Genomic DNA, 22,810 nt, shown 5'->3' with positions numbered 1-22,810 from the left:
AAAAAAATGTAGAAAATATGTGCAAAATGAAATAAAGCGACCTTAGAAGTTCAAAGTCAACTGTCCATCTCCCAACAGGTTGAACGTCATGCGATGGTAAGGAGTAGTGCCACGTTCGGCAATGGCGGCACGATGTTTCTTAGTTGGATAACCTTTATTGTGGTCCCAATCATAATACGGAAATTCTTCGTGAAGGCGGTTCATATAATCGTCTCGATATGTTTTGGCTAAAATAGAAGCTGCTGCTATTGAAAGATATTTCCCGTCTCCTTTCACTACTGTAGTATGAGGAACACCGGGGTATTTAGTGAAACGATTACCGTCGATCAGTAAATGTTGGGGACGGGTGGACAACTGGTCCACTGCACGATGCATCGCCAGAAAAGAAGCCCGCAGGATATTTATTTCATCAATTTCTTCCGGTGACACAATGCCAACCGCCCAAGCAATCGCTTCTTTCTCTATTACCTCACGTAATGCATAACGTTGCTTTTCCGTCAGTTGTTTGGAATCATTCAACAGTTCATTCTTAAAATCCTTCGGAAGAATAACTGCAGCAGCATATACCGCTCCCGCCAAACACCCACGACCGGCCTCATCACATCCGGCCTCAATCAGATTCTCGTTCAAATAAGGTAATAACATATTTATTGCTTCTATTTTGACACAAAGGTAATTCAAATAAGAAAAAGGAGACTTGTTTTGTCTCCTTTTTCTTATTTCTCTTCTGCTTTTTTAGAATAAACTCCAAGCAACAGTAAGTCCTGCCATCACAATGGCGACCATACTCATAAGCTTTATCAAAATATTCAAGCTCGGACCGGAGGTATCTTTAAACGGATCACCTACTGTATCTCCTACTACGGTTGCTTTATGCACTTCACCGCCTTTTCCACCAAAGTTACCTTCTTCCACATATTTCTTTGCGTTATCCCATGCACCTCCGGCGTTAGCCATAAAGATAGCCAATACGAAACCACTGCTCAAGCCACCAATCAGCAGACCGAGTACGCCGGGAACACCAAAGATAAATCCTGTAAGAATCGGAGCAACAATAGCAATCAAGGAAGGAATAACCATCTCACGCTGCGCACCCTTTGTCGATATTTCAACACAACGTTCGTAATCCGGCTCGGCCTCTCCAGTCAGAATACCCTTTATGTCACGGAACTGGCGGCGCACTTCGTCAACCATGTGTCCTGCCGCACGTCCTACTGCATTCATTGTCAAACCACAAAACAGGAAAGCCATCATTGAACCGAGGAACATGCCCGAAAGTACTTTCGGATTCATCAAGTGTACTTCGTAATAATCCATGAAGTCGATAAAAGTGGCATTTGCTACGCTGATAGAACTTCCATCTGCAAAAGTCAGGTCCACATTACCAAGACGTGTCAGACCGATTCGGATTTCTTCAATATAAGAAGCCAGCAAAGCCAAACCTGTCAGTGCAGCGGAACCTATAGCAAAACCTTTTCCCGTGGCGGCAGTTGTATTACCCAATGAATCGAGCGCATCAGTACGTTTGCGAACTTCAGCACCCAGGCCGGACATTTCCGCATTACCTCCCGCATTATCCGCAATCGGCCCGTAAGCATCCGTTGCCAATGTGATACCTAAGGTAGAAAGCATACCGACAGCTGCAATACCGATACCATACAGTCCCATACCGACATTGGCAAAATCACCTGCGGAAGCTAACAAATAGGAAGCTATGATACCGACAACCACTGCGATCACAGGAATAGCCGTTGAAAGCATACCCAAACCAATACCGGAAATAATAACGGTAGCAGGTCCAGTCTTACCGCTTTCACTTAGTTTTTGGGTAGGGCGATAGGATTGGGAAGTGTAATATTCCGTAGAACGTCCGATGACAATACCTACCAACAATCCGACTACTACGGCACAAGAAATCAAAATCCAGTTATCAAGCTGCAAGAACCACAGGATTAAGAATGTAGCTGCAACAATAAGCACGGAGCTAAGGTTCGTACCGAAAGCCAACGAACCGAGCAAATCTTTCATAGTTGCATTCTCTTTAGTACGGACAGCAAATATACCTATAATAGAAAGGATAATACCAACAGCTGCAATCAACATCGGAGCAATAACCGCCTTGAATTGCATCACTGTATCTGCCGAATGGATAAAAGCAGCAGCACCCAGTGCAGCTGTTGCCAGAATCGAGCCACAGTAAGATTCATATAAGTCGGCTCCCATACCGGCTACGTCACCGACATTGTCACCGACATTATCGGCAATGGTGGCAGGATTACGAGGGTCATCTTCCGGAATTCCGGCTTCTACTTTACCTACCAAGTCGGCTCCAACATCGGCTGCCTTCGTATAGATACCACCGCCTACACGGGCAAAGAGTGCTTGCGTAGAAGCACCCATACCGAAAGTCAGCATGGTAGTAGTAATTACACAGAGTTTATGAGTAGGTGTCAGCGCATCAGCAGGAATCACTGCATTCAACAACAGATACCAGAAAGATATATCGAGCAATCCCAGACCAACTACAACTAATCCCATCACCGCGCCGCTTCGGAAAGCAATCCTCAACCCTGCATTCAGAGAAGTGCGGGCAGCATTAGCGGTACGAGCCGATGCATAAGTCGCCGTCTTCATCCCTAGAAATCCGGAAAGTCCGGAGAAAAATCCGCCTGTAAGAAAAGCAATGGGAACCCATGCATTCTGTACATGAAAGCCATAGGCCATAATTGAAAACAGAATAACCAACCCCAAGAATACCCAGCCTACTATTTTGTATTGCTGTTTCAGATAAGACATAGCTCCTTTGCGCACAGCAGCAGCTATCTTTATCATTTGGGGTGTACCTTCGCTCTCTTTCATCATTTGCTTATGAAAGTAATAAGCAAAGCAGAGGGCTAACACGGAAGCGACTGGAACCAGCCAGAAAAGAATGTTGTCCATAGGATCAATTTTTAAAGGGTTTACGAAGGCTAAAAGTATGGAAATCAAACGAAATAAGCAAGTAAAAAAGAAAGAATTTATAAAGCTGAATCATTCTATCTTTTATACATCTCTTTAAACAAATGAACATGCTGTGGTTATTTACTTTATCCCTTATTTCCGCACTGGTTATGAACATTTCTATTTCACCACAGAGGACACCGAGTATACAGAGGAAAGAAATAATCTGTGGCGAAATGATTCATTTCTATGCCATTATAATTATCTTTGCGGCATTCTATGCCCACAAACTAACTAATACCTGATTAATTATTAAAAAACCATGAAGAAACTTTTCGTATTACTTATGGCATTGTTTACCCTGGCGCAAGTGGACGCCCAAGAAAAGAACGTTATCCGCATCGCAACGGACAACACTGACTTAATTCTCCAAGTAGCTCCTAACGGACGACTCTATCAGGCTTATCTGGGCGATAAGTTACTGAACGAGAAAGACATCAACAACTTTTCTCCTTACGTAAAAGGAGGAAGTGACGGTAGCGTATCCACCCGCGGATGGGAAGTATATCCGGGCTCCGGCGCCGAAGATTATTTTGAACCGGCTGTAGCCATCACGCACAATGACGGGAACCCGAGTACGATTCTCCGCTATATATCATCCGAGCAGAAGGCAGTGGCGGGCGGAACGGAAACGATCATTCAACTAAAAGACGATCAATACCCGGTGGAAGTCACACTGCATTACATCGCTTATCCGAAAGAAAACGTCATCAAGACGTGGAGTGAAATCAAACATGCAGAAAAAAAGCCTGTGACCTTATGGCGTTATGCTTCCACAATGCTTTATTTCTCCGGAAACGAATATTACCTGACAGAATTCAGTAGCGATTGGGCAAAAGAAGCACAAATGAGCACACAACCTCTGTTGTTTGGTAAAAAGGTGATCGACACCAAATTGGGAAGCCGTGCTGCCATGCACACCCACCCGTTCTTCGAGCTTGGTTTTGAACAACCGGCACAGGAAGCACAGGGACGTGCCATGCTAGGTACTATCGGATGGACAGGAAACTTCCAGTTCACTTTCGAAGTGGACAACGTAGGTAATCTCCGTGTAATCCCTGCCATCAATCCTTATGCATCTGATTATGAACTGAAGCCGAATGAAGTGTTTACAACTCCTGAATTCATCTTTACTTTCAGCAACAACGGCACGGGCGAAGCCAGCCGTAACCTTCACGCATGGGCACGCAACTACCAGCTGAAAGACGGACAAGGCGACCGCATGACTTTATTAAACAACTGGGAAAATACTTACTTCAAATTCAATGAGGAACTGCTTGCCGAATTGATGAAAGAAGCTAAACATCTTGGTGTAGATATGTTCTTGTTGGATGACGGCTGGTTTGGCAACAAGCACCCACGCAACAGTGACAATGCCGGACTGGGTGACTGGGAAGTGATGAGATCCAAACTGCCGGGCGGTATTCCTGCCCTTGTACAGTCTGCCAAAAAAGCCGGAGTGAAATTTGGTATCTGGATTGAGCCCGAAATGGTCAACCCTAAAAGTGAGTTGTTCGAAAAGCATCCCGACTGGGCTATCCAGCTGCCTAACCGCGAAACATACTATTACCGTAACCAGCTGGTACTCGATCTTAGCAATCCGAAAGTACAGGACTTTGTATATGGCGTAGTGGATAAGATCCTGACAGAGAATCCGGAAGTGGCTTTCTTTAAATGGGACTGTAACTCTCCAATTACGAATATTTATTCTCCATATTTAAAAAATAAGCAGGGACAACTTTATATCGACCATGTACGTGGTATATACAATGTATTGAAACGTGTCAAAGACAAATATCCGAACGTGCCAATGATGCTCTGCTCCGGCGGTGGCGCCCGTTGCGACTATGAAGCTCTGAAATATTACACAGAATTCTGGTGCAGCGACAACACAGACCCGATAGAACGTCTGTTTATCCAGTGGGGATTCTCACAAATCTTCCCGGCAAAGGCCATGTGTGCACACGTAACCAGCTGGAACAAGAAGACAAGCGTGAAGTTCCGTACGGATGTGGCAAGTATGTGCAAACTGGGCTTTGACCTCGGACTGAAGGAACTGAATGCAGATGAACAGACTTATTGCCAGAATGCGGTTGCCAACTGGACGCGTCTGAAAAAAGTGATTCTGGACGGCGATCAATACAGATTGGTTTCTCCCTACGATGGCAATCACATGTCTCTCATGTATACCTCACCGGATAAGAACAAGGCTGTACTTTATACCTACGATATCCACCCACGTTTCGGTGAGAAACTGCTCCCGGTAAAACTTCAGGGACTGGATGTGAAGAAAATGTATAAGGTGAAAGAAATCAACCTGATGCCGAATTCCAAATCGAATCTGGCTGCCAATGAGAATACTTATTCAGGAGATTATCTGATGAAAGTGGGGATCAATGCTTTCACGACAAATCAGGCTTTCAGCCGCGTAATTGAGCTGACTGCCGAATAAAAAGAAATGAAGTAATCAATAAAAAAGGGGATTCGCTGTTATGAGCGTTTCCCCTTTCTTTTTACACACAATAATATTCAATTCATCTTCAATCGTAACAGCTGTTTCAATGGTTACAACTATTCCATTAGACGGGGAAGTCCCCTAAAAAAGTTGCAGCTACACCGTATTTTTTTACGATATAGCTGCGATTAATGTTAAAGAGAGAGAATTTAATATAATATAAGCATGGTCTCACGACCCTCCTGATATTCAATGAACATTTTGTTTCTTTACTTATTAGACGCACGAAAGTCCCAATCACTGCACTTGACTGCATCTTTTTTAGTTAAAGAATAAAAAAGCCGCTACTCCGCAGGAATAGCAGCTCATATCTTTAAAACATCTTGCTGACACGTTCAATCCCTGCCACCAATGTGTCTATTTCCGATTTGGTATTGTACATGGCAAACGAAGCACGTACAGTTCCCTCTATGCCAAGACGTTGCATGAGAGGTTGTGCACAATGATGCCCCGTTCTCACGGCAATACCTAAACGATCCAGCAACGTACCAAGATCGAAATGATGGATATCTCCCACCAGGAAGGAAATGACTGCTCCCCGTTCGGCTGCTTCACCGAATATACGCATATGGGGGATTTCTTTCAAGCGTTGCAAAGCGTAAGTTGTCAGTTCATGCTCATGGGCGGCTATCTGTTCAATGCCATGTCCGTTCACATAATCAAGGGCTTTTGCCAATCCGGTAGTTCCGATATAGTCGGGCGTACCCGCTTCAAACTTGAAAGGAAGTTCATTAAAAATGGTCTTCTCGAAAGAGACATGCTGAATCATCTCTCCTCCTCCCTGATAAGGTGGAAGGCGATCTAACCATTCTTCTTTTCCGTAAAGCACTCCGACACCTGTCGGACCATATATCTTATGGGCGGAGAATACCAGAAAATCGGCATCCAACTCCTGTACATCCACTTTCATGTGAGGAATAGACTGTGCAGCATCTATCAGGCAAGGTACACCATGCGCATGAGCTGTTGCGATCATCTCCTTCACTGGATTCACTGTACCCAGTACGTTCGATACATGAACCACACTGACTATTTTCGTACGTTCGGAAAATAGTTTTTCATATTCATCCAGCAGAAGCTCACCTTTATCATTCATCGGAATCACTTTTATGGCAATCCCTTTGCGGGCAGCCAACAGTTGCCAGGGAACGATGTTACTATGATGTTCCATCACGGAAACAATCACTTCATCCCCTTCTTCCATAAACTCGTCGCCAAAGCTGGAAACAAGCAGGTTGATACTTTCTGTTGTTCCGCGTGTAAAGACAACTTCATTCGTGCTACGGGCATTGATGAACTGACGTACCGTTTCACGGGAAGCCTCATGCAGTTCCGTAGCTTGCTGGGAAAGATAATGTACGCCGCGATGCACATTGGCATTGACGGAATAATATTCATCCACCAGCGCATCAACCACCAGACGGGGTTTCTGTGTTGTCGCACCGTTGTCGAAATAAACCAAAGGTTTACCGTAAACCGTACGGCTCAATATCGGAAAATCTTCACGTATCTTTTGAATATCCACGTTCATTATTTTTTAGTGGTTACTTACAAATGGCACAACCCTGACATCTATTCAACTCGCCACGGAAACGTTTCTCTACCAATAGATGCAAACGATCTTTCAGCGCTTCCAAACGAATGGTATCGATCACTTCGTTGACAAATGCGAACATCAGCAGCAGACGGGCTTCTTTCTCTGCAATACCACGCGAACGCATGTAGAATAATGCGCCTTCATCCAACTGACCTACTGTTGCTCCATGCGAACATTTAACATCATCCGCATAAATTTCCAATTGAGGTTGTGTATACATTCTTGCATCACGCGTAGCACACAGATTCCGGTTAGTCTGTTGGGAATTCGTATGTTGTGCATCGGGACGCACGAGTACCAATCCGGCAAACGCACCTACCGACTGGTCGTCGAGCACATACTTGAACAGCTCATTGCTGGTACAGTTCGGTACGGCATGGTCAATACTTGTATGATTGTCTACATGCTGGTTCTTGTCGGCAATCGCCATACCACAAAGATTTATTTCGGCTCCTTCTCCTGCCAGCAGCACTTCGGTCGTGTTGCGGGTAGTACCATTATGCAAAGTCATTCCGTTGAGCAATACATTGCTGTTGGCCTCTTGCTTTACATACAGGTTACTGATACGAACTGTGCTTGTATGTGTTTCTTCCAGTTCATACATATCGAATACCGCATTCTCACCTGCAAACACTTCAATGACTTGTGTCGCCAGAAAGTTCACATTATCCATTGCATGGTCACAAATCAGCAAACGGGCTTGCGCGCCATCCTCCAGAATAATCAGTACGCGACGGTTCACCATAAAGTTAACATCTGCACGCAGGATATTTACCAACTGGATCGTTTTTTCCACCACCACGTTCTTCGGCACATAAAAGACAACGCCATCTTGTGCAAAAGCGGTATTGAAAGCAGTCACACCATCCTTGGAAGTATCTGCCAGTTGACCGTAATACTTCTTCACCAACTCCGGGTGTTGCTCGGCCACTTCTTTCAGGCTGCCGAAAATCACACCTTCCGGCAGATTTCCTGTGGGAAGTGCTCTATTATAAAATGTGTCATTTACCACAAAATACAAGGAGGTACTCATATTCGGCACATCACACTTAAACACCTCATACGGATTGACCGGAATAGCCAAACGATTCAAGTTCAAACCGAAATCCGGTTCAAAGTACTTGCTCACATCCGTATATTTGTACTTCTCCATCTTACGGGTCGGAAATCCGAGTCGCTCAAAATCGGCAAATGCTGATGCACGAGGCGCATTCAGCACTTCGGCACTATGCTTGCAGATCATCGCTTCCGTCTGTGAGAAAAGTTCTATATATTGTTGTTCAACCATCATAGCTTATATTTTTTTATTTACAGGCACGGATTACACGGATTTCACAGTTTAAAATACATGAGCAAAACCGCGTTATCCGTGTAATCCGTGCCTAAAATTATTCTCCTACTTCTTTCTTGATCCAATCATATCCTTTTTCTTCCAGTTCCAGAGCAAGTTCCGGTCCGGCAGTTTTTACGATACGACCTTTATAAAGGACATGCACAATATCAGGCTTGATATAATCGAGCAAACGTTGGTAGTGGGTAATAACGATTGTACTTGTTTCAGGAGTTTTCAGCTTGTTCACCCCTTCCGCAACAATACGGAGTGCATCAATATCCAAACCGGAATCTGTCTCATCGAGGATGCTCAAACGCGGTTCCAGCATAGCCATCTGGAAAATCTCGTTCCGTTTCTTCTCACCACCGGAAAAGCCTTCATTCACCGAACGGTTAGCCAGTTTATTATCCAACTCCACCACCGCACGTTTCTCACGCATCAGCTTCAGGAACTCACTGGCGGTCAGTGCAGGCAGACCTTTATATTTGCGTTGCTCATTCACAGCAGCACGCATAAAGTTCACCATGCTCACACCCGGAATTTCTACGGGATACTGGAAACTAAGGAAGATTCCTTCATGGCTACGATCTTCGGGGCTCAACTCCAATAGATCCTTTCCATAAAAAGTGACCGAACCTTTTGTTACCTCAAAAGCCGGATTACCCACCAATACGGAGGAAAGCGTACTTTTACCGGAACCATTCGGTCCCATAATAGCGTGCACCTCACCGGGATTCACCGTCAGGTTAATACCTTTCAATATCTCTTTGCCATTAATACTGGCATGCAGGTCTTTTATTTCTAACATGATTATATTTACTATTTTTTCATTTACTATTTACTATTAAAAACCTATACTACCGACAATTTACCTCCAATAAGCACACAGCCAAATAGTAAATCGTAAATTGTCAAATAGTAAATCACCCCACGCTTCCTTCCAATGAGATGGTAAGCAGCTTCTGTGCTTCTACCGCAAACTCCATCGGAAGTTTATTCAACACTTCCTTTGCATATCCGTTCACAATAAGTCCGATAGCATCTTCTGTCGGAATACCGCGCTGGTTGCAATAGAATATCTGGTCTTCACTGATCTTGCTCGTCGTAGCTTCATGCTCTACCACTGCCGTCTCATTGTGAATATCCATATACGGGAAGGTATGTGCACCACACTTATCTCCCAATAACAGAGAGTCACACTGGCTATAATTACGGGCATTATCCGCTTTCTCGGCCACGCGTACCAACCCACGATAGGAGTTCTCACTATGTCCGGCGGAAATACCTTTACTTACAATCGTACTACGGGTGTTCTTACCCAGATGAATCATCTTCGTTCCGGTATCTGCCTGCTGATAGTTGTTCGTTACAGCTACGGAATAGAATTCAGCAGTCGAGTTATCGCCCGTCAGGATACAGGAAGGATATTTCCAGGTGATTGCCGAACCGGTTTCCACTTGTGTCCAGGATAATTTACTGTCCACTCCTTTACAGTTACCGCGTTTGGTCACAAAGTTGTATACACCGCCCTTGCCTTCCGCATCTCCCGGATACCAGTTCTGAACGGTACTGTATTTTACTTCTGCACGGTCGTGCACAATGATCTCAACGATAGCGGCATGCAACTGATTTTCATCCCGCATCGGAGCCGTACATCCTTCCAGATAAGAAACATACGAATCATCATCCGCTACAATCAGCGTACGCTCAAACTGTCCCGTATTACGGGCATTGATACGGAAATAAGTGGAAAGCTCCATCGGGCAACGCACTCCTTTCGGAATATACACGAAAGAGCCGTCAGAGAACACTGCGGAATTCAACGCTGCAAAGAAATTGTCCCGATAACCTACTACCGAGCCCATATATTTCTTCACCAGATCCGGATGCTCCCGCACGGCTTCACTGAACGAACAGAATATAATTCCTTTCTCCATCAGCGTTTCCTTGAAGGTAGTCTTTACGGAAACAGAATCCATAACGGCATCCACTGCCATTCCACTAAGAGCCATTTGCTCTTCCAAAGGAATTCCCAGTTTATTAAACGTCTTTATCAGTTCAGGATCGACTTCCTCCATGCTCTTCGGTCCTTCTTTCTTCTTTGTCGGATCGGCATAATAAGAAATTGCCTGATAATCAATTTCAGGGATACGGAGATGTGCCCAGGTAGGCATTTCCAGCGTCAGCCAATGGCGATACGCTTTCAGTCGAAACTCCAGCAACCACTCCGGTTCGTCTTTTTTCGATGAAATCAGACGAATGACATCTTCATTAAGTCCACGCTCAATGATGTCCGTATGCACCTCTGTGGTGAAGCCGTATTTATATTTCTCCTCCGCAAATTTCCGGACAAACTCATTATCAGTCTTCTTTTCAAGTTCGTCTTTCTGATTGGGTTTCATTTTATTGGGTTCTTGTTGCATCTTTATCTTTATTCTCTAATATATATTGTTGCGTCATATTCTTCGCAGCAGGGAAAAAGATCCCCGCAAACGTTTCCATCGGATAATATAACAAAGATTCCTCCTTTTTTGTTGCACTAATTAACTTATTATCGCTGTCCACAAACTCTATCGCACCAATCACTACACTCGTTAACAACAGAAACTTAAGTGCTCCCAGCCCACTTCCTAACCAGCGATTCAGCCAGTTCAGCGAAATAGCCTGCATTGCTTTTGTCAATAGCGAGGCGATCAATACAAAGATCAATGGTACGGCAATCCAGATCATGATAAAAGCCAACACTTGCGCAACTGTCATTGAATCCGTCACTGTCGGGCAAAGCTTCTCCGCCAAAGAGGCATACAGGGCTTTCGCTGCCATCAGACCGACTATCAACCCCAAAATAGAAGCCAACTGACGAATGAAGCCTTTTACAAAACCTACAATCGCTCCGGCGCCTATTACAATAAGGATAATTATATCAATCGTTGCCATATTCTTCTATTCTATGATATAATTCAGGCACGGATTTCACGGATTACACGGATTTATTAAAGAACCGTGAAATCCGCGTAATCCGTGCCTGATATTGATTCAGCACTGCCTATTACAGTGTCTGTTTCACTTCTATTTCTTCGAATGTCTCGATCATATCGCCTACCTTCATGTCGTTGCAGTTCACCAGACTGATACCACACTCGAAGTTTGTACCTACTTCCTTCACATCGTCCTTGAAACGTTTCAATGCGTTGATATTTCCGGTAAAGATTACGATACCATCGCGGATCAAACGAGCCTTGTCGCTGCGTTTCACCTTTCCGGTCTTCACCATCGCTCCGGCTACCAGACCGACTTTCGTGATATTGAATACTTCGCGGATTTCGATGGTTGCAGTAATCTGTTCCTTTACTTCCGGAGCCAACATACCTTCCATAGCAGCCTTTACCTCTTCGATTGCATCGTAGATGACAGAATACTTACGGATGTCAACACCCTCTTGATCGGCCATCTTACCGGCAGCACCCGAAGGACGTACCTGGAATCCGACAATAATCGCATCCGAAGCGGCAGCCAAAGAAACATCAGATTCAGAAATAGCTCCTACACCCTTATGGATAACATTTACCTGAATTTGTTCCGTAGACAACTTAATCAACGAATCGCTCAATGCTTCCACAGAGCCATCCACGTCACCCTTAACGATGATGTTCAATTCCTGGAAGTTACCCAAAGCGATACGACGACCCAACTCATCCAATGTAAGGATCTTCTGCGTACGCAAACCTTGTTCACGAGCCAGCTGTTCACGTTTATTAGTGATTTCACGAGCTTCCTGATCGCTTTCGACTACATGGAATGTGTCACCTGCAGCAGGAGCACCATTCAATCCCAGGATCAATGCCGGTTCGGAAGGTCCTGCTTCCTTGACGCGTTGGTTACGTTCGTTGAACATAGCCTTCACACGTCCATAGCTGGTTCCCGCCAATACGATGTCTCCCACTTTCAGAGTACCGTTAGATACCAATACAGTAGCTACATATCCACGTCCCTTATCCAGTGAAGATTCGATGATGGACCCCGTAGCATTACGGTTCGGATTTGCCTTCAGGTCGAGCATTTCTGCTTCGAGCAATACTTTTTCCAGCAAGTCTTCCACACCCATACCTTTCTTGGCAGAGATATCTTGTGACTGATATTTACCACCCCATTCTTCAACAAGGTAATTCATCGCAGCCAGTTCTTCTTTAATCTTATCCGGATTTGCAGTCGGTTTATCGACCTTATTGATTGCAAATACAATAGGTACACCGGCAGCCATCGCGTGATTGATCGCTTCTTTCGTTTGTGGCATCACGTTATCATCGGCAGCCACAATAATGATAGCAATATCCGTTACTTTGGCACCACGAGCACGCATAGCGGTAAACGCTTCGTGACCCGGAGTATCGAGGAATGTAATACGACGACCGTCTTCCAGTTGCACGTTATAAGCACCGATATGCTGGGTAATACCTCCGGCCTCACCGGCAATTACATTCGCCTTACGGATATAGTCGAGCAAAGAAGTCTTACCGTGGTCAACGTGTCCCATCACCGTTACAATCGGAGCACGCGGTTGCAAATCTTCCGGAGCATCTTCTTCTTCAACAATAGCTTGTGCCACTTCCGCACTTACATATTCAGTCTTGAATCCGAATTCTTCAGCCACCAGATTGATGGTTTCCGCATCCAAACGCTGGTTGATGGAAACCATGATACCAATACTCATACAAGTAGCGATAACCTGATTAACCGAAACATCCATCATCGTTGCCAATTCGTTAGCCGTAACGAACTCGGTCAACTTCAATACCTTGCTGTCTGCCATTTCCTGATCTTCCAGTTCCTGCATACGGTTGGAAGCCATTTCACGTTTCTCTTTACGGTATTTGGACGTTTTATTCTTACCTTTGGTTGTCAGACGTGCAAGGGTTTCTTTTACCTGTTTTGCTACGTCTTCCTCGCTCACTTCCTGTTTGATAACCGGCTTCTTGAAGCGATCTTTATTGTTGTTATTTCTTCTGTTGTTATTTCCCTGTCCGTTGGCCTGACCGCCCTGACCGTTACCATTGCCGCCTTTACCCTGTACATTAGGTCTCGGAGCAGCAAAGTTGGAAGTTGCAACATTGTTAACGTCCACCTTCTCTTTATTGATACGGTTCCGTTTCTTCTTGTTTGCAGCTGCTTCCGCACTGTCCTTAGGTCCGCTCTTCGCCAATTTAGAATCATCCTTACGGATTTCCTTGATGATAGCTTCCTTCATCAACTTCTTCTGATCCTGACGGATTTTTTCCTTTTCTTCACGTTCGCGACGTTTCTCTTCCTTCGATTTCTTCTTGGGGCGAGTAGACTGATTCAATGCAGCCAGGTCGATCTGACCGATCACATTAATCTTTGCGCCTAATTCCGGTTGACGGATTTTGAAAACACCATCATCCTCCGGAGCCTTTTCCGCTACCGGGGTTACTTCAGCCTGTGCAGTTTCCACCTTTTTTTCTTCTTTATGTTCTTCCGCCTTCACAGGTGCAGTTGCTACTACCTTCGGCTCTTCTTTTTTCACTACTTCCACTACTTTTTCAACTTCTACCGGCTTCGTCTCCACTACAGGTTCCGGCACTACTACGGGCTCAACCACCACTGGAGCAGGCTCTACAACAGAAACAGGAGGTGTCACCACCTCTTCCTTCTTCACCTCGGGTTCTCTCTTCTCGGGCTCCTTTTCCACTTCGGGTTTAACGACAGGCCGTTCTACAACAGGTTCTTCCTGTTTCTGTTCCGGTGCTTTCTCCACCTTTTCAGGTTTACGACCGTTCAATTTATCCAAATCAATTTTTCCGACAGGTTTAAACTTCGGACGTGCATCCTCAGGTACGACTGTCTTAATCACATCTTCCGACTTCGGCTTTTCGGGCTGCTTTTCGAAGCCTTCAATCGATACCGACGCCTTATTACGTTCCTTATTCTGACGTTCCTGTATGAAACGCTCCGATTCAAGTCTAAGGTTCTTATCTGTACTAAACTCCTTTACGAGTATAGCGTATTGCTCCTCGCTAATTTTGGTATTAGGATTAGCCTCAACGGTATGCCCTTTCTTTTGCAGGAACTCAACTACCGTCGCGATTCCTACGTTCAAATCTCTTGTAACTTTGTTTAACCTTATCGTCATATTTTAAAATTAATGAATAAATGGAGCTTGTTTAATTGAAAATTGAGAATTGAGAATTAAAAAATAAAAGTCTGCTGCGTTGTATTGCATCGCAAATTTTTAATTTTTAATTTTTAATTTTCAATTGAAGAAGGATCTTCTTCTTCAAACTCCGATTTCAAAATGCGTATTACCTCGTCCACTGTCTCTTCTTCCAAGTCCGTCTTTTCAATCAACATCTCACGAGGAGCATTCAACACAGCCTTCGCTGTATCGATGCCGATAGCTTTGATAGCGTCGATCACCCATCCGTCGATTTCGTCTCTGAACTCGTCGAGATAGATATCTTCGTCAGCTACATTCTCATCCAACTCACGGAACACGTCGATAGTGTACTCAGTCAACATACTGGCCAGTTTGATATTCAAACCGCCTTTACCGATAGCCAGCGAAACTTCTTCCGGTTTGAGGAATACCTCTGCTTTCTTCTCTTCCTCGTTCAGACGAATAGAAGAAATCTTAGCCGGGCTTAAAGCGCGCTGTATAAACAATGAGATGTTCGATGTGTAATTGATTACGTCGATGTTCTCATTGCGAAGTTCACGAACAATGCCATGAATACGACTTCCCTTTACACCTACACAGGCTCCTACAGGGTCGATTCTGTCATCGTAAGATTCCACCGCGATCTTGGCACGTTCGCCGGGGATACGGGCAATCTTCTTGATGGTAATCAAACCATCATTAATTTCGGGTACTTCCATCTCGAACAGGCGTTGCAGGAAAACGGGAGAAGTACGTGACAAGATAATCTTAGGATTATTATTCTTGTTATCCACGCGGGCAACTACTGCACGGGCCGTCTCACCTTTACGATAAAAGTCGCTCGGGATTTGTTCGGTCTTAGGTAACAGCAATTCGTTTCCTTCATCGTCTAAAAGCAACATCTCTTTTTTCCAGATCTGATATACTTCCGCATTGATGATAGTACCTACCTTATCTATATATTTATTATAAATACTGTCTTTTTCGAGTTCCAGAATCTTGGAAGCCAGCGTCTGGCGAAGATTCAGGATCGCACGACGTCCGAACTTGGCAAAGATCACCTCGTCAGTCACCTCTTCACCTTCTTCGTAAGAAGCATCAATTTTCTGTGCCTCGCTCAACGAGATCTGCATATTCGGGTTAGTCAGATCTTCATCGGCCACAACTTCACGGTTACGCCATATCTCGAAGTCACCCTTGTCCGGGTTCACGATCACGTCGTAATTTTCATCGGTGCCAAACATTTTCGCGATTACGCTACGGAACGACTCTTCGAGTACGCTAACCATCGTCGTTCTATCGATATTCTTCAGTTCCTTAAATTCCGAAAATGTATCAATCAAGCTGATTGTTTCTTCTTTTTTGGCCATAACTATTTAAAGCTAATTAAGTATTTAGTATATTTTATTTGCTCATAAGTGAAGGTTTCGTCCTCTTCTACCAGTTTCGGACGCTTTGATCCTTCGGGTTTTACTTTCTTTTGTACGCCTACCGTAAACTTCTCTTCATCGGCATCTTTCAGTATGCCGGCCAACTTCCGTCCGTCTCCGGTCAGCACTTCCACCTCTTGTCCGATGTGGATATAATACTGTTGCAGAACTTTAAAGGGTTGTCCGATCCCAGCCGACCCTACTTCCAGTTCATAATCTTCCTCTTCGCGGTTCAGTTTCGACTCTATGAAGCGGCTAAGCTCCACGCAATCTTCGATCCAAACACCTTCTGCATGGTCTATTTCAACCACAATCTTGTCATCCGGGCTCACGGTTACCTCTACTAAAAAGTAGTCTTTTCCTTCCAGCCACTCTTCTACAATCTGACAAACAGTTTTCTTTTCTATCATTTATTAGCTATATAAGAACAAAAAAAGGAGCTTAATTGCCCCTCCACCTTTCATCCGTTTTCGGTTGCAAAGATATAAATAATCTGTTCGACTACAAAACATTAAAGAAAAAAAGTATGAATTAACAGTGCTATATTCGTATCTTTACGCCGTAATTCAAAAAATAACGACTATGGCACATCGTCTCAACACAAATAAACAGTTCATGGTAGGTAACGGGCTGCTTGCTTTTGCCGTCATTTTTGTCGTAGTTATTTTTGTCTATATGAGCATGCGACTACAACGGGAAAAGCAGGAAGAACGTCATTTTATCGAGAGCTATACAATCAGTCTGGTAAAGGGGTTTGCCGGAGATTCCATCTCTTTGTTTGTCAATGACAGTCTGATCTCCAACAAAACCATGTCGGAAGAACCTTACACAGTAGAAGTGGGACGTTTTGCCGAACAGAGCGCCTTGCTGATTGTAGATAATAACACAGAATTAGTGTCTACGTTTGATCTTAGTGAAAAAGGAGGGACTTATCAGTTCGAAAAAGAATCAGACGGAATTAAACAATTAGCCAAACAATAAGGGCATATTAACTAAGTTTGTGCCACCACGTTGGCACAACTATGCCATCGCATTGGCACGACTGTGCCAACGTGGTGGCACAAGTGTGACAATACGATGCCACTAATCCGGCAATGAAACATTCTAAATTTCCGTACGGTACTTTCTTAATTCTCCCCTTAAAGCCAATGCTTTTCCTTCTGTAAGCTGATTTAGCAACGCCCAAAATCGTTCGCTATGATTCATCTCACGCGTATGACATAATTCGTGCAACAACACATAGTCTATTAAATGAGAAGGCAGTAAAATCAGATAATAGGATAAATTAATATCTTTTCGAGCCGAACAACTTCCCCACCTGCCTTGACTGGAGTTTATTTTCACACTTGAATAGGGAAGTCCGCATTGCTTGGACAAGGAGGCCAAACGTGAAGGAAGGATACTTTTCGCATTCCGCCTCAACGATTCTTCGATTACCTTATGCAACCAGCTTTGCAGTTTCTCATCCGTAAAATCCGCATGAGGCGGACAAACTATTTCCATAACTCCCAACCGGGAATTAGCCAGAAACTGATCTTTTTCACCGGAAACCAAGGATAGTTTAAAGTGCTCCGCATCAATTTTATAATTCAGATCAATCAACGGCCGGGCTAGTTTTTGTCGGGAGGCCAGAAGTTTACCACGCAGATTCTCGACCGCCTGCTTCACTTCTTTCAATGTAGTGCCGGGAGGAACCGAAACATAAACAGCATCACTCTTTGTACGGAATACAAGACTCCTCGCACGTGAATTGACGCGCACTATCAGACGTCCCAATTCGTCATCTTCTATGATCTTATCCATTATAATCCTCCTATCAACAGGCACAAAAGTAATAAAAAAGAAGATTCTAATGAAAAACTTCGCGTAAGATGCAACTTTATATCAGACTCTTCCGTCTAACTGCCATATCAATCATAGAAAAACATAATTATGAAAACAAGTTTATTGCTCGTATTAGTCACCGGATTGTCTCTAGTACTTACTGCCGGCTCTTGCTTGCAGGGAAAACACGTAGTAGGCAGCAAGAACTACATCTCCCAAGAAGTAAAAGCCGACCACTTCAATGAAATCAAACTATTGGGAAGTGCCAATATCAGTTATCACCAAGATACACTCAGCCACGTTGAGATACATGGCTCCGATAACATTATACCACTTGTAGAAACGTATGTAGACGGCAATACATTAATTATTAAATTCAAGAAGAATGTCAGTATCCGGAAAGGGAAACTGGAAATAAAAGTTTTTGCTCCGGAACTGAATAAGCTAACGATCAATGGTTCGGGAAATATAAAATTAATCAATGGAATACAAACTCCTAAAGATATCGAGTTCCATATAAACGGCTCGGGAAACATTCAGGGAGAAGGACTTAACTGCCGAAGAATGGCTGTTTCAATTAATGGATCGGGAGATGTAAGACTGCAACAAATTGAGAGTCAGGAATGTCAGGCAGGAATTTCCGGTTCGGGCAACATCAATCTTAAAGGCAAAGCCATTCAAGCAAAATATTCTATTAGCGGATCGGGAAACATTCAGGCTGCAGATTTAGAAGCAGAAAATACGGATGCAAGCATCAGTGGATCCGGAAACATCAGTTGCCATGCAAGTCAGAAGCTGGTTGCCCGCGTGAAAGGAAGTGGCGATATTGCCTATAAAGGCAATCCACAAGAAGTGGATGCTCCACGGAAAAACATACGGCAAATCAAATAAAGACAGTCTAAAACACATAAAAGGGCTACTGCATCGCGCGGTAGCCCATTTATTTAGTTAGTTTTAATCTAAAAATTTGAGAGAATTGAAAACTTCACAGTTTCGCCTTCGTTGTTGTTTTAATTAAGCACACTAACTATATTATATGTTTAAAGCAAATGAAAATGTCTATTCGTTTATAACTTGCACCTTGTGGTTGATCTTCGCCAAACTATCGGCTAAAACCTGTTCCGCTTTCACATCATTCGAGATAGCGACCGACGGCGCAGTTACTTGTTTACCAATGGTATCCGTTGCCAATACACTTCCGTCATCTCCGGAGAAAGAATGTTGTGCCACATTCCCCAAAGAAAGGATGATTGCAATCACGGCAGCGGCTTTGAACAGAGGAATAAAACGACCGGCCAGCGTCAAGCGTTTCGCTTTTACAACCGTAGGCTCCACCTCTGCCAGAATACGTGCATCAAAGTCTTCGCCCAGTCCTACTTCCTGCTGAACCTGTTGATAAACAAACAGGTTTTTATAGCGAAGCAAATGAGCCGGAACTTCCTCCTTTGCGAAGAAGTCGCGCAATGTTGCTTCCTCCTCAACGGAAGTTTCGCATTGCCAGTATCGCTCCAGGAGCTGTTCTATATCCTTATAATCCATATTCGTCAATTTCTAAGTACCTTTGTTTTACTTTTTGTCTGGCTCTGAAGAGGTTCACTTTGACTTGTTCCTCTGTCAGATTCAGCAACCCTGCAATTTTCTTATAGCTTTCACCTTCAATGTCCCTCAGTTGCATGATAAGCCGCTGTTTTTCGGGAAGTTCGTTTACCAGTCTATTAATAATGTTCATTCTCTCATCATGAATCATCTGGTCATACGGACTGTTTGCATCAGGTTCTTCCTCCATCTCGGGGGTGAGTTCCACGTTTTGAGCCTCTTTCTTTTGACTTCGATCTATCGCCAGATTCTTTGCCACTGTCAGGCAATAAGCTTCGACCGATTCAATTTGAGACCACTCATCACGCATCTTCCACACTCTTATCATGGTGTCCTGAACGACATCCTCGGCTTCGGCCCTATCCAGGGTGATTCTGAGAGCCAATCGAAAGAGTTTATCCTTCAACGGCAAAATATCGTTTCGGAAGCTGATTTCTTGCATCTCTATAATAATGACGGGCTAGGATATGAAAAGTTACAGTCGCCCACTACTTTTTTTTGAATTATTTTTTTATTCTTGTTCCACCAGTATCGTTAATCGCTGACGCTAAGGTGATTACCACTTCAGAGACTCCTGCATTTATTGCTTCAAAAGAATTCTCCAACTTGGGAATCATACCTCCCTGAATAACGCCATCAGCTACATATTGTTCAAATTCGGCACGGGTGATTTGGGGAATCACACTGTCATCATCATTCTCGTCACGCAACACGCCTTTCTTCTCAAAACAATATACCAATGTCACATCAAACAGCGTGGACAACGCTTTCGCTGTCTCCCCGGCAATGGTATCTGCATTCGTGTTCAGCATATTACCGTGTCCGTCATGTGTCAATGGAGCCATTACCGGAACCACTCCCTTATGTATCAAATCCGACAACAAAGTAGCATCCACCTTTTCCACATCACCCACAAAACCATAGTCCACCTCTTTCACCGGGCGTTTCACCGAACGGATCACGTTCATATCCGCTCCGGTCAATCCGAGTGCATTGACTCCGCGCGCTTGCAGGCCTGCCACAATATTTTTATTCACTAATCCGCCGTATACCATCGTTACGACCTTCAAGGTTTCGGCATCGGTAATCCGACGACCATTTACCATTTTGCTTTCAATACCCAGTTGTGCGGCAATCTTTGTAGCCGAACGGCCGCCGCCGTGAACCAATACTTTATGCCCAGCGATAGCGGCAAAGTCATTTAACAACTGACGAAGGGTGGCTTCCTCTTCTACGATTTTGCCACCCACCTTAATAACTGTTAGTTTTTCTCTCATTTCCTATTCTTATTTTTAGGCACGGATTACACGGATTTCACGGTGGCTTCGCATAATTTCACGGTGGCTTTACGTTCTCACACAACTAAAACCGTGAAATCCGTGTAATCCGTGCCTACTTATCTATTCCAAATAAGTATATCCGTAAAGCCCTGAACGATAGTTGGAGAGGAATTCTTTTCCTTCTTCCAAAGAAATCTTTCCCTCTTTCACAGACTTCGTCACCCAGGTTTCGAGTGTACGTACCAGTTTCTTCGGATTGTACTGTACATAGTCCAACACCTCCGCTACCGTTTCTCCGTCAATAATCTGTTCGATATTATATCCTTTCTCATTCACCGAAACATGCACGGCATTCGTATCACCGAACAAATTGTGCATATCTCCCAGAATCTCCTGATAAGCACCGACCAGGAACACAGCTACATAGTAGGGCTCCGTTTTTTTCAGTGTATGTACGGGCAGATAATGGGAAACGTTACGGGTAGAAATAAAATTAGCAATTTTACCGTCCGAATCACAGGTAATATCCTGCAAAGTAGCCGAACGTTCCGGTTTCTCATCCAGTCGCTGGATAGGCATGATCGGGAATATCTGGTCGATCGCCCAAGAGTCGGGAAGCGACTGAAAGAGCGAGAAGTTACAGAAATATTTATCGGCAAGCAATTTAGACAGTCCGCGGAATTCATCGGGCGCGTGCTTCAAACCACCGGCAATCTGATTAATCTCACGCGTAATAGACCAATACAGACGCTCAATTTGTGCACGGGTTTTCAGATCTACGATTCCATGACTGAACAAGTCCAGCGCTTCCTCCCTGATCTGCTGCGCATCATGCCATGCTTCCAACATCTTGTTCTGATTCAGTGTATCCCAGATACCATACAGTTCCTGCACCAGTTCATGAGCATCCGGAGCAATCTCTTCCTCGTCATCCCATTCGGGCAAGGTAGCAGTTTCAAGTACCTCAAAGATAAGAACGGAATGATGTGCCGTCAGTGCACGTCCACTCTCCGTTATGATATTCGGGTGTGGGATGCCATTTTTATCGCTCACGTCCACCAGAGTAGAAATAGAGTCGTTTACATATTCCTGAATGGAATAATTCACGCTACCTTCACTATTAGACGAACGGGTTCCGTCATAATCCACTCCCAGTCCACCACCAATATCGACAAATTCGACGTTGAATCCCATCGAATGCAGCTGCACATAGAATTGTGAAGCCTCACGCAAAGCCGTTTTGATACGACGTATCTTTGTCACTTGACTGCCGATATGGAAATGAATCAGTTTCAGACAATCCTTCAGCCCTTTGCTATCCAAAAAGTCGAGTGCTTCGAGAAGTTCACTGGAAGTCAAGCCGAATTTGCTGGCATCCCCTCCCGACTCTTCCCACTTTCCGCTCCCGGAAGAAGCGAGTTTGATACGTATGCCGATGTTAGGCTGCACATTCAGCTGTTTTGCCATCTTTGCAATCAGCTTCAGTTCGTTCATCTTCTCTACAACGAGGAAAATACGTTTACCCATTTTCTGGGCAAGCAAAGCCAGTTCAATATAGCTTTCGTCTTTATATCCGTTACATACAATTAATGAGTCAGAATCCGTATTGACAGCAATCACCGCATGGAGTTCCGGTTTGGAACCGGCTTCCAGTCCGAGATTGAACTTCTTTCCATGGCTGATAATCTCTTCCACCACGGGGCGCATCTGGTTGACTTTAATCGGATAGATAATAAAGTTCTCGGCTTTATAACCATACTCCTCGGCTGCCTGTTTAAAGCAGGACGACATCTTCTCAATACGGTTGTCCAAAATATCCGGAAAACGCACCAGCATGGGAGCTGCCACATCACGCAATTGTAACTCATCGACCAGTTCTTTCAAATCGACAGACACCCCGTCTCTACGAGGTGTAACAACAACATGACCCTTGTCATTAATACCAAAGTACGAGGTGCCCCAACCTGTGATGTTGTAGAGTTCCTCAGAATCTTCAATACGCCACTTTCTCATTTTCTGTTATTCAGTGTTTTTAGTAAATAATTGGACGGCAAAAATACGGA

General features: G+C 44.2%; 18 protein-coding genes. 3 read left to right on the top strand and 15 right to left on the bottom strand.

Annotated elements, in window-relative coordinates:
- Positions 1 to 42 precede the first annotated feature (42 nt).
- Together AAHJ11_RS20950 and AAHJ11_RS20945 are read right to left on the bottom strand one after the other, a co-directional pair.
- Positions 43 to 645, bottom strand: a complete 603-nt coding sequence (locus AAHJ11_RS20950) for a ribonuclease HII (RefSeq protein ID WP_074558286.1) — start codon at positions 643 to 645, stop codon at positions 43 to 45.
- A 90-nt stretch (positions 646 to 735) separates the two neighbouring features.
- Positions 736 to 2,940 (bottom strand): sodium-translocating pyrophosphatase, encoded by a 2,205-nt coding sequence (locus AAHJ11_RS20945; protein ID WP_234131640.1) that lies wholly within the window; start codon positions 2,938 to 2,940, stop codon positions 736 to 738.
- Between the two features lie 322 nt (positions 2,941 to 3,262).
- Here AAHJ11_RS20945 and AAHJ11_RS20940 point away from each other — a divergent pair, with 322 nt between their 5' ends.
- Positions 3,263 to 5,452 carry an alpha-galactosidase gene (locus tag AAHJ11_RS20940; protein WP_320974351.1) on the top strand — a complete coding sequence of 730 codons (2,190 nt, stop codon included), beginning with the start codon at positions 3,263 to 3,265 and terminating at the stop codon, positions 5,450 to 5,452.
- A gap of 376 nt (positions 5,453 to 5,828) precedes the next feature.
- Here AAHJ11_RS20940 and AAHJ11_RS20935 read toward each other — a convergent pair whose 3' ends face one another.
- The 8 genes from AAHJ11_RS20935 to rimP all read right to left on the bottom strand — a co-directional run bounded on the left by AAHJ11_RS20935 (position 5,829) and on the right by rimP (position 16,457).
- The gene (locus tag AAHJ11_RS20935) at positions 5,829 to 7,040 is read right to left on the bottom strand and encodes an aminotransferase class V-fold PLP-dependent enzyme (RefSeq protein WP_195648974.1); all 1,212 of its coding nucleotides are present in this window, start codon (positions 7,038 to 7,040) and stop codon (positions 5,829 to 5,831) included.
- 19 nt (positions 7,041 to 7,059) lie between these two features.
- Positions 7,060 to 8,403: a Fe-S cluster assembly protein SufD gene (sufD, locus tag AAHJ11_RS20930; protein WP_004298250.1), complete on the bottom strand. Its 1,344-nt coding sequence runs from the start codon at positions 8,401 to 8,403 to the stop codon at positions 7,060 to 7,062.
- Between the two features lie 97 nt (positions 8,404 to 8,500).
- Positions 8,501 to 9,253: a Fe-S cluster assembly ATPase SufC gene (gene sufC / locus AAHJ11_RS20925; RefSeq protein ID WP_004298251.1), complete on the bottom strand. Its 753-nt coding sequence runs from the start codon at positions 9,251 to 9,253 to the stop codon at positions 8,501 to 8,503.
- A 115-nt stretch (positions 9,254 to 9,368) separates the two neighbouring features.
- Positions 9,369 to 10,847 (bottom strand): Fe-S cluster assembly protein SufB, encoded by a 1,479-nt coding sequence (sufB, locus tag AAHJ11_RS20920; protein ID WP_004307399.1) that lies wholly within the window; start codon positions 10,845 to 10,847, stop codon positions 9,369 to 9,371.
- A gap of 1 nt (position 10,848) precedes the next feature.
- Complete coding sequence (locus tag AAHJ11_RS20915) at positions 10,849 to 11,382, bottom strand: CvpA family protein (RefSeq protein ID WP_148364164.1); 534 nt, start codon at positions 11,380 to 11,382, stop codon at positions 10,849 to 10,851.
- A gap of 112 nt (positions 11,383 to 11,494) precedes the next feature.
- Complete coding sequence (infB, locus tag AAHJ11_RS20910) at positions 11,495 to 14,593, bottom strand: translation initiation factor IF-2 (RefSeq protein WP_320974350.1); 3,099 nt, start codon at positions 14,591 to 14,593, stop codon at positions 11,495 to 11,497.
- 113 nt (positions 14,594 to 14,706) lie between these two features.
- Positions 14,707 to 15,987 carry a transcription termination factor NusA gene (gene nusA / locus AAHJ11_RS20905; RefSeq protein WP_117932414.1) on the bottom strand — a complete coding sequence of 427 codons (1,281 nt, stop codon included), beginning with the start codon at positions 15,985 to 15,987 and terminating at the stop codon, positions 14,707 to 14,709.
- 2 nt (positions 15,988 to 15,989) lie between these two features.
- Complete coding sequence (gene rimP / locus AAHJ11_RS20900) at positions 15,990 to 16,457, bottom strand: ribosome assembly cofactor RimP (protein WP_148364166.1); 468 nt, start codon at positions 16,455 to 16,457, stop codon at positions 15,990 to 15,992.
- A 172-nt stretch (positions 16,458 to 16,629) separates the two neighbouring features.
- Between rimP and AAHJ11_RS20895 the strand changes: the two genes are divergently transcribed.
- Positions 16,630 to 17,028 carry a hypothetical protein gene (locus AAHJ11_RS20895; protein ID WP_148364167.1) on the top strand — a complete coding sequence of 133 codons (399 nt, stop codon included), beginning with the start codon at positions 16,630 to 16,632 and terminating at the stop codon, positions 17,026 to 17,028.
- 123 nt (positions 17,029 to 17,151) lie between these two features.
- Here the strand turns inward: AAHJ11_RS20895 and AAHJ11_RS20890 are convergent, their stop codons facing one another.
- Complete coding sequence (locus tag AAHJ11_RS20890) at positions 17,152 to 17,850, bottom strand: SprT family zinc-dependent metalloprotease (protein ID WP_148364168.1); 699 nt, start codon at positions 17,848 to 17,850, stop codon at positions 17,152 to 17,154.
- 129 nt (positions 17,851 to 17,979) lie between these two features.
- On the opposite strand from AAHJ11_RS20890, the gene AAHJ11_RS20885 reads away from it, so the two are divergent.
- Positions 17,980 to 18,762 carry a head GIN domain-containing protein gene (locus AAHJ11_RS20885; RefSeq protein ID WP_320974349.1) on the top strand — a complete coding sequence of 261 codons (783 nt, stop codon included), beginning with the start codon at positions 17,980 to 17,982 and terminating at the stop codon, positions 18,760 to 18,762.
- A 168-nt stretch (positions 18,763 to 18,930) separates the two neighbouring features.
- Here AAHJ11_RS20885 and AAHJ11_RS20880 read toward each other — a convergent pair whose 3' ends face one another.
- The 4 genes from AAHJ11_RS20880 to speA form a co-directional block, all read right to left on the bottom strand.
- A complete protein-coding gene (locus tag AAHJ11_RS20880) occupies positions 18,931 to 19,410 on the bottom strand; it encodes a hypothetical protein (RefSeq protein WP_148364170.1) in 480 nt (159 codons plus the stop codon).
- Positions 19,400 to 19,909, bottom strand: coding sequence for an RNA polymerase sigma factor (locus tag AAHJ11_RS20875; RefSeq protein WP_148364171.1), 510 nt, complete (start codon positions 19,907 to 19,909; stop codon positions 19,400 to 19,402). Before AAHJ11_RS20875 ends, AAHJ11_RS20880 begins: the two co-directional genes overlap by 11 nt.
- A gap of 61 nt (positions 19,910 to 19,970) precedes the next feature.
- A complete protein-coding gene (gene argB / locus AAHJ11_RS20870) occupies positions 19,971 to 20,744 on the bottom strand; it encodes an acetylglutamate kinase (RefSeq protein WP_148364172.1) in 774 nt (257 codons plus the stop codon).
- A 123-nt stretch (positions 20,745 to 20,867) separates the two neighbouring features.
- Complete coding sequence (gene speA, locus AAHJ11_RS20865; protein WP_074558252.1) at positions 20,868 to 22,760, bottom strand: biosynthetic arginine decarboxylase; 1,893 nt, start codon at positions 22,758 to 22,760, stop codon at positions 20,868 to 20,870.
- Positions 22,761 to 22,810: the final 50 nt, after the last annotated feature.

Origin of the sequence: Bacteroides sp. 90-K9/2 (assembly GCF_047310725.1) — a bacterium.
In the GTDB taxonomy this organism is placed as follows: Bacteria; Bacteroidota; Bacteroidia; order Bacteroidales; family Bacteroidaceae; genus Bacteroides; species Bacteroides vicugnae.
This window is presented reverse-complemented; position numbering and strand designations above follow the sequence as displayed.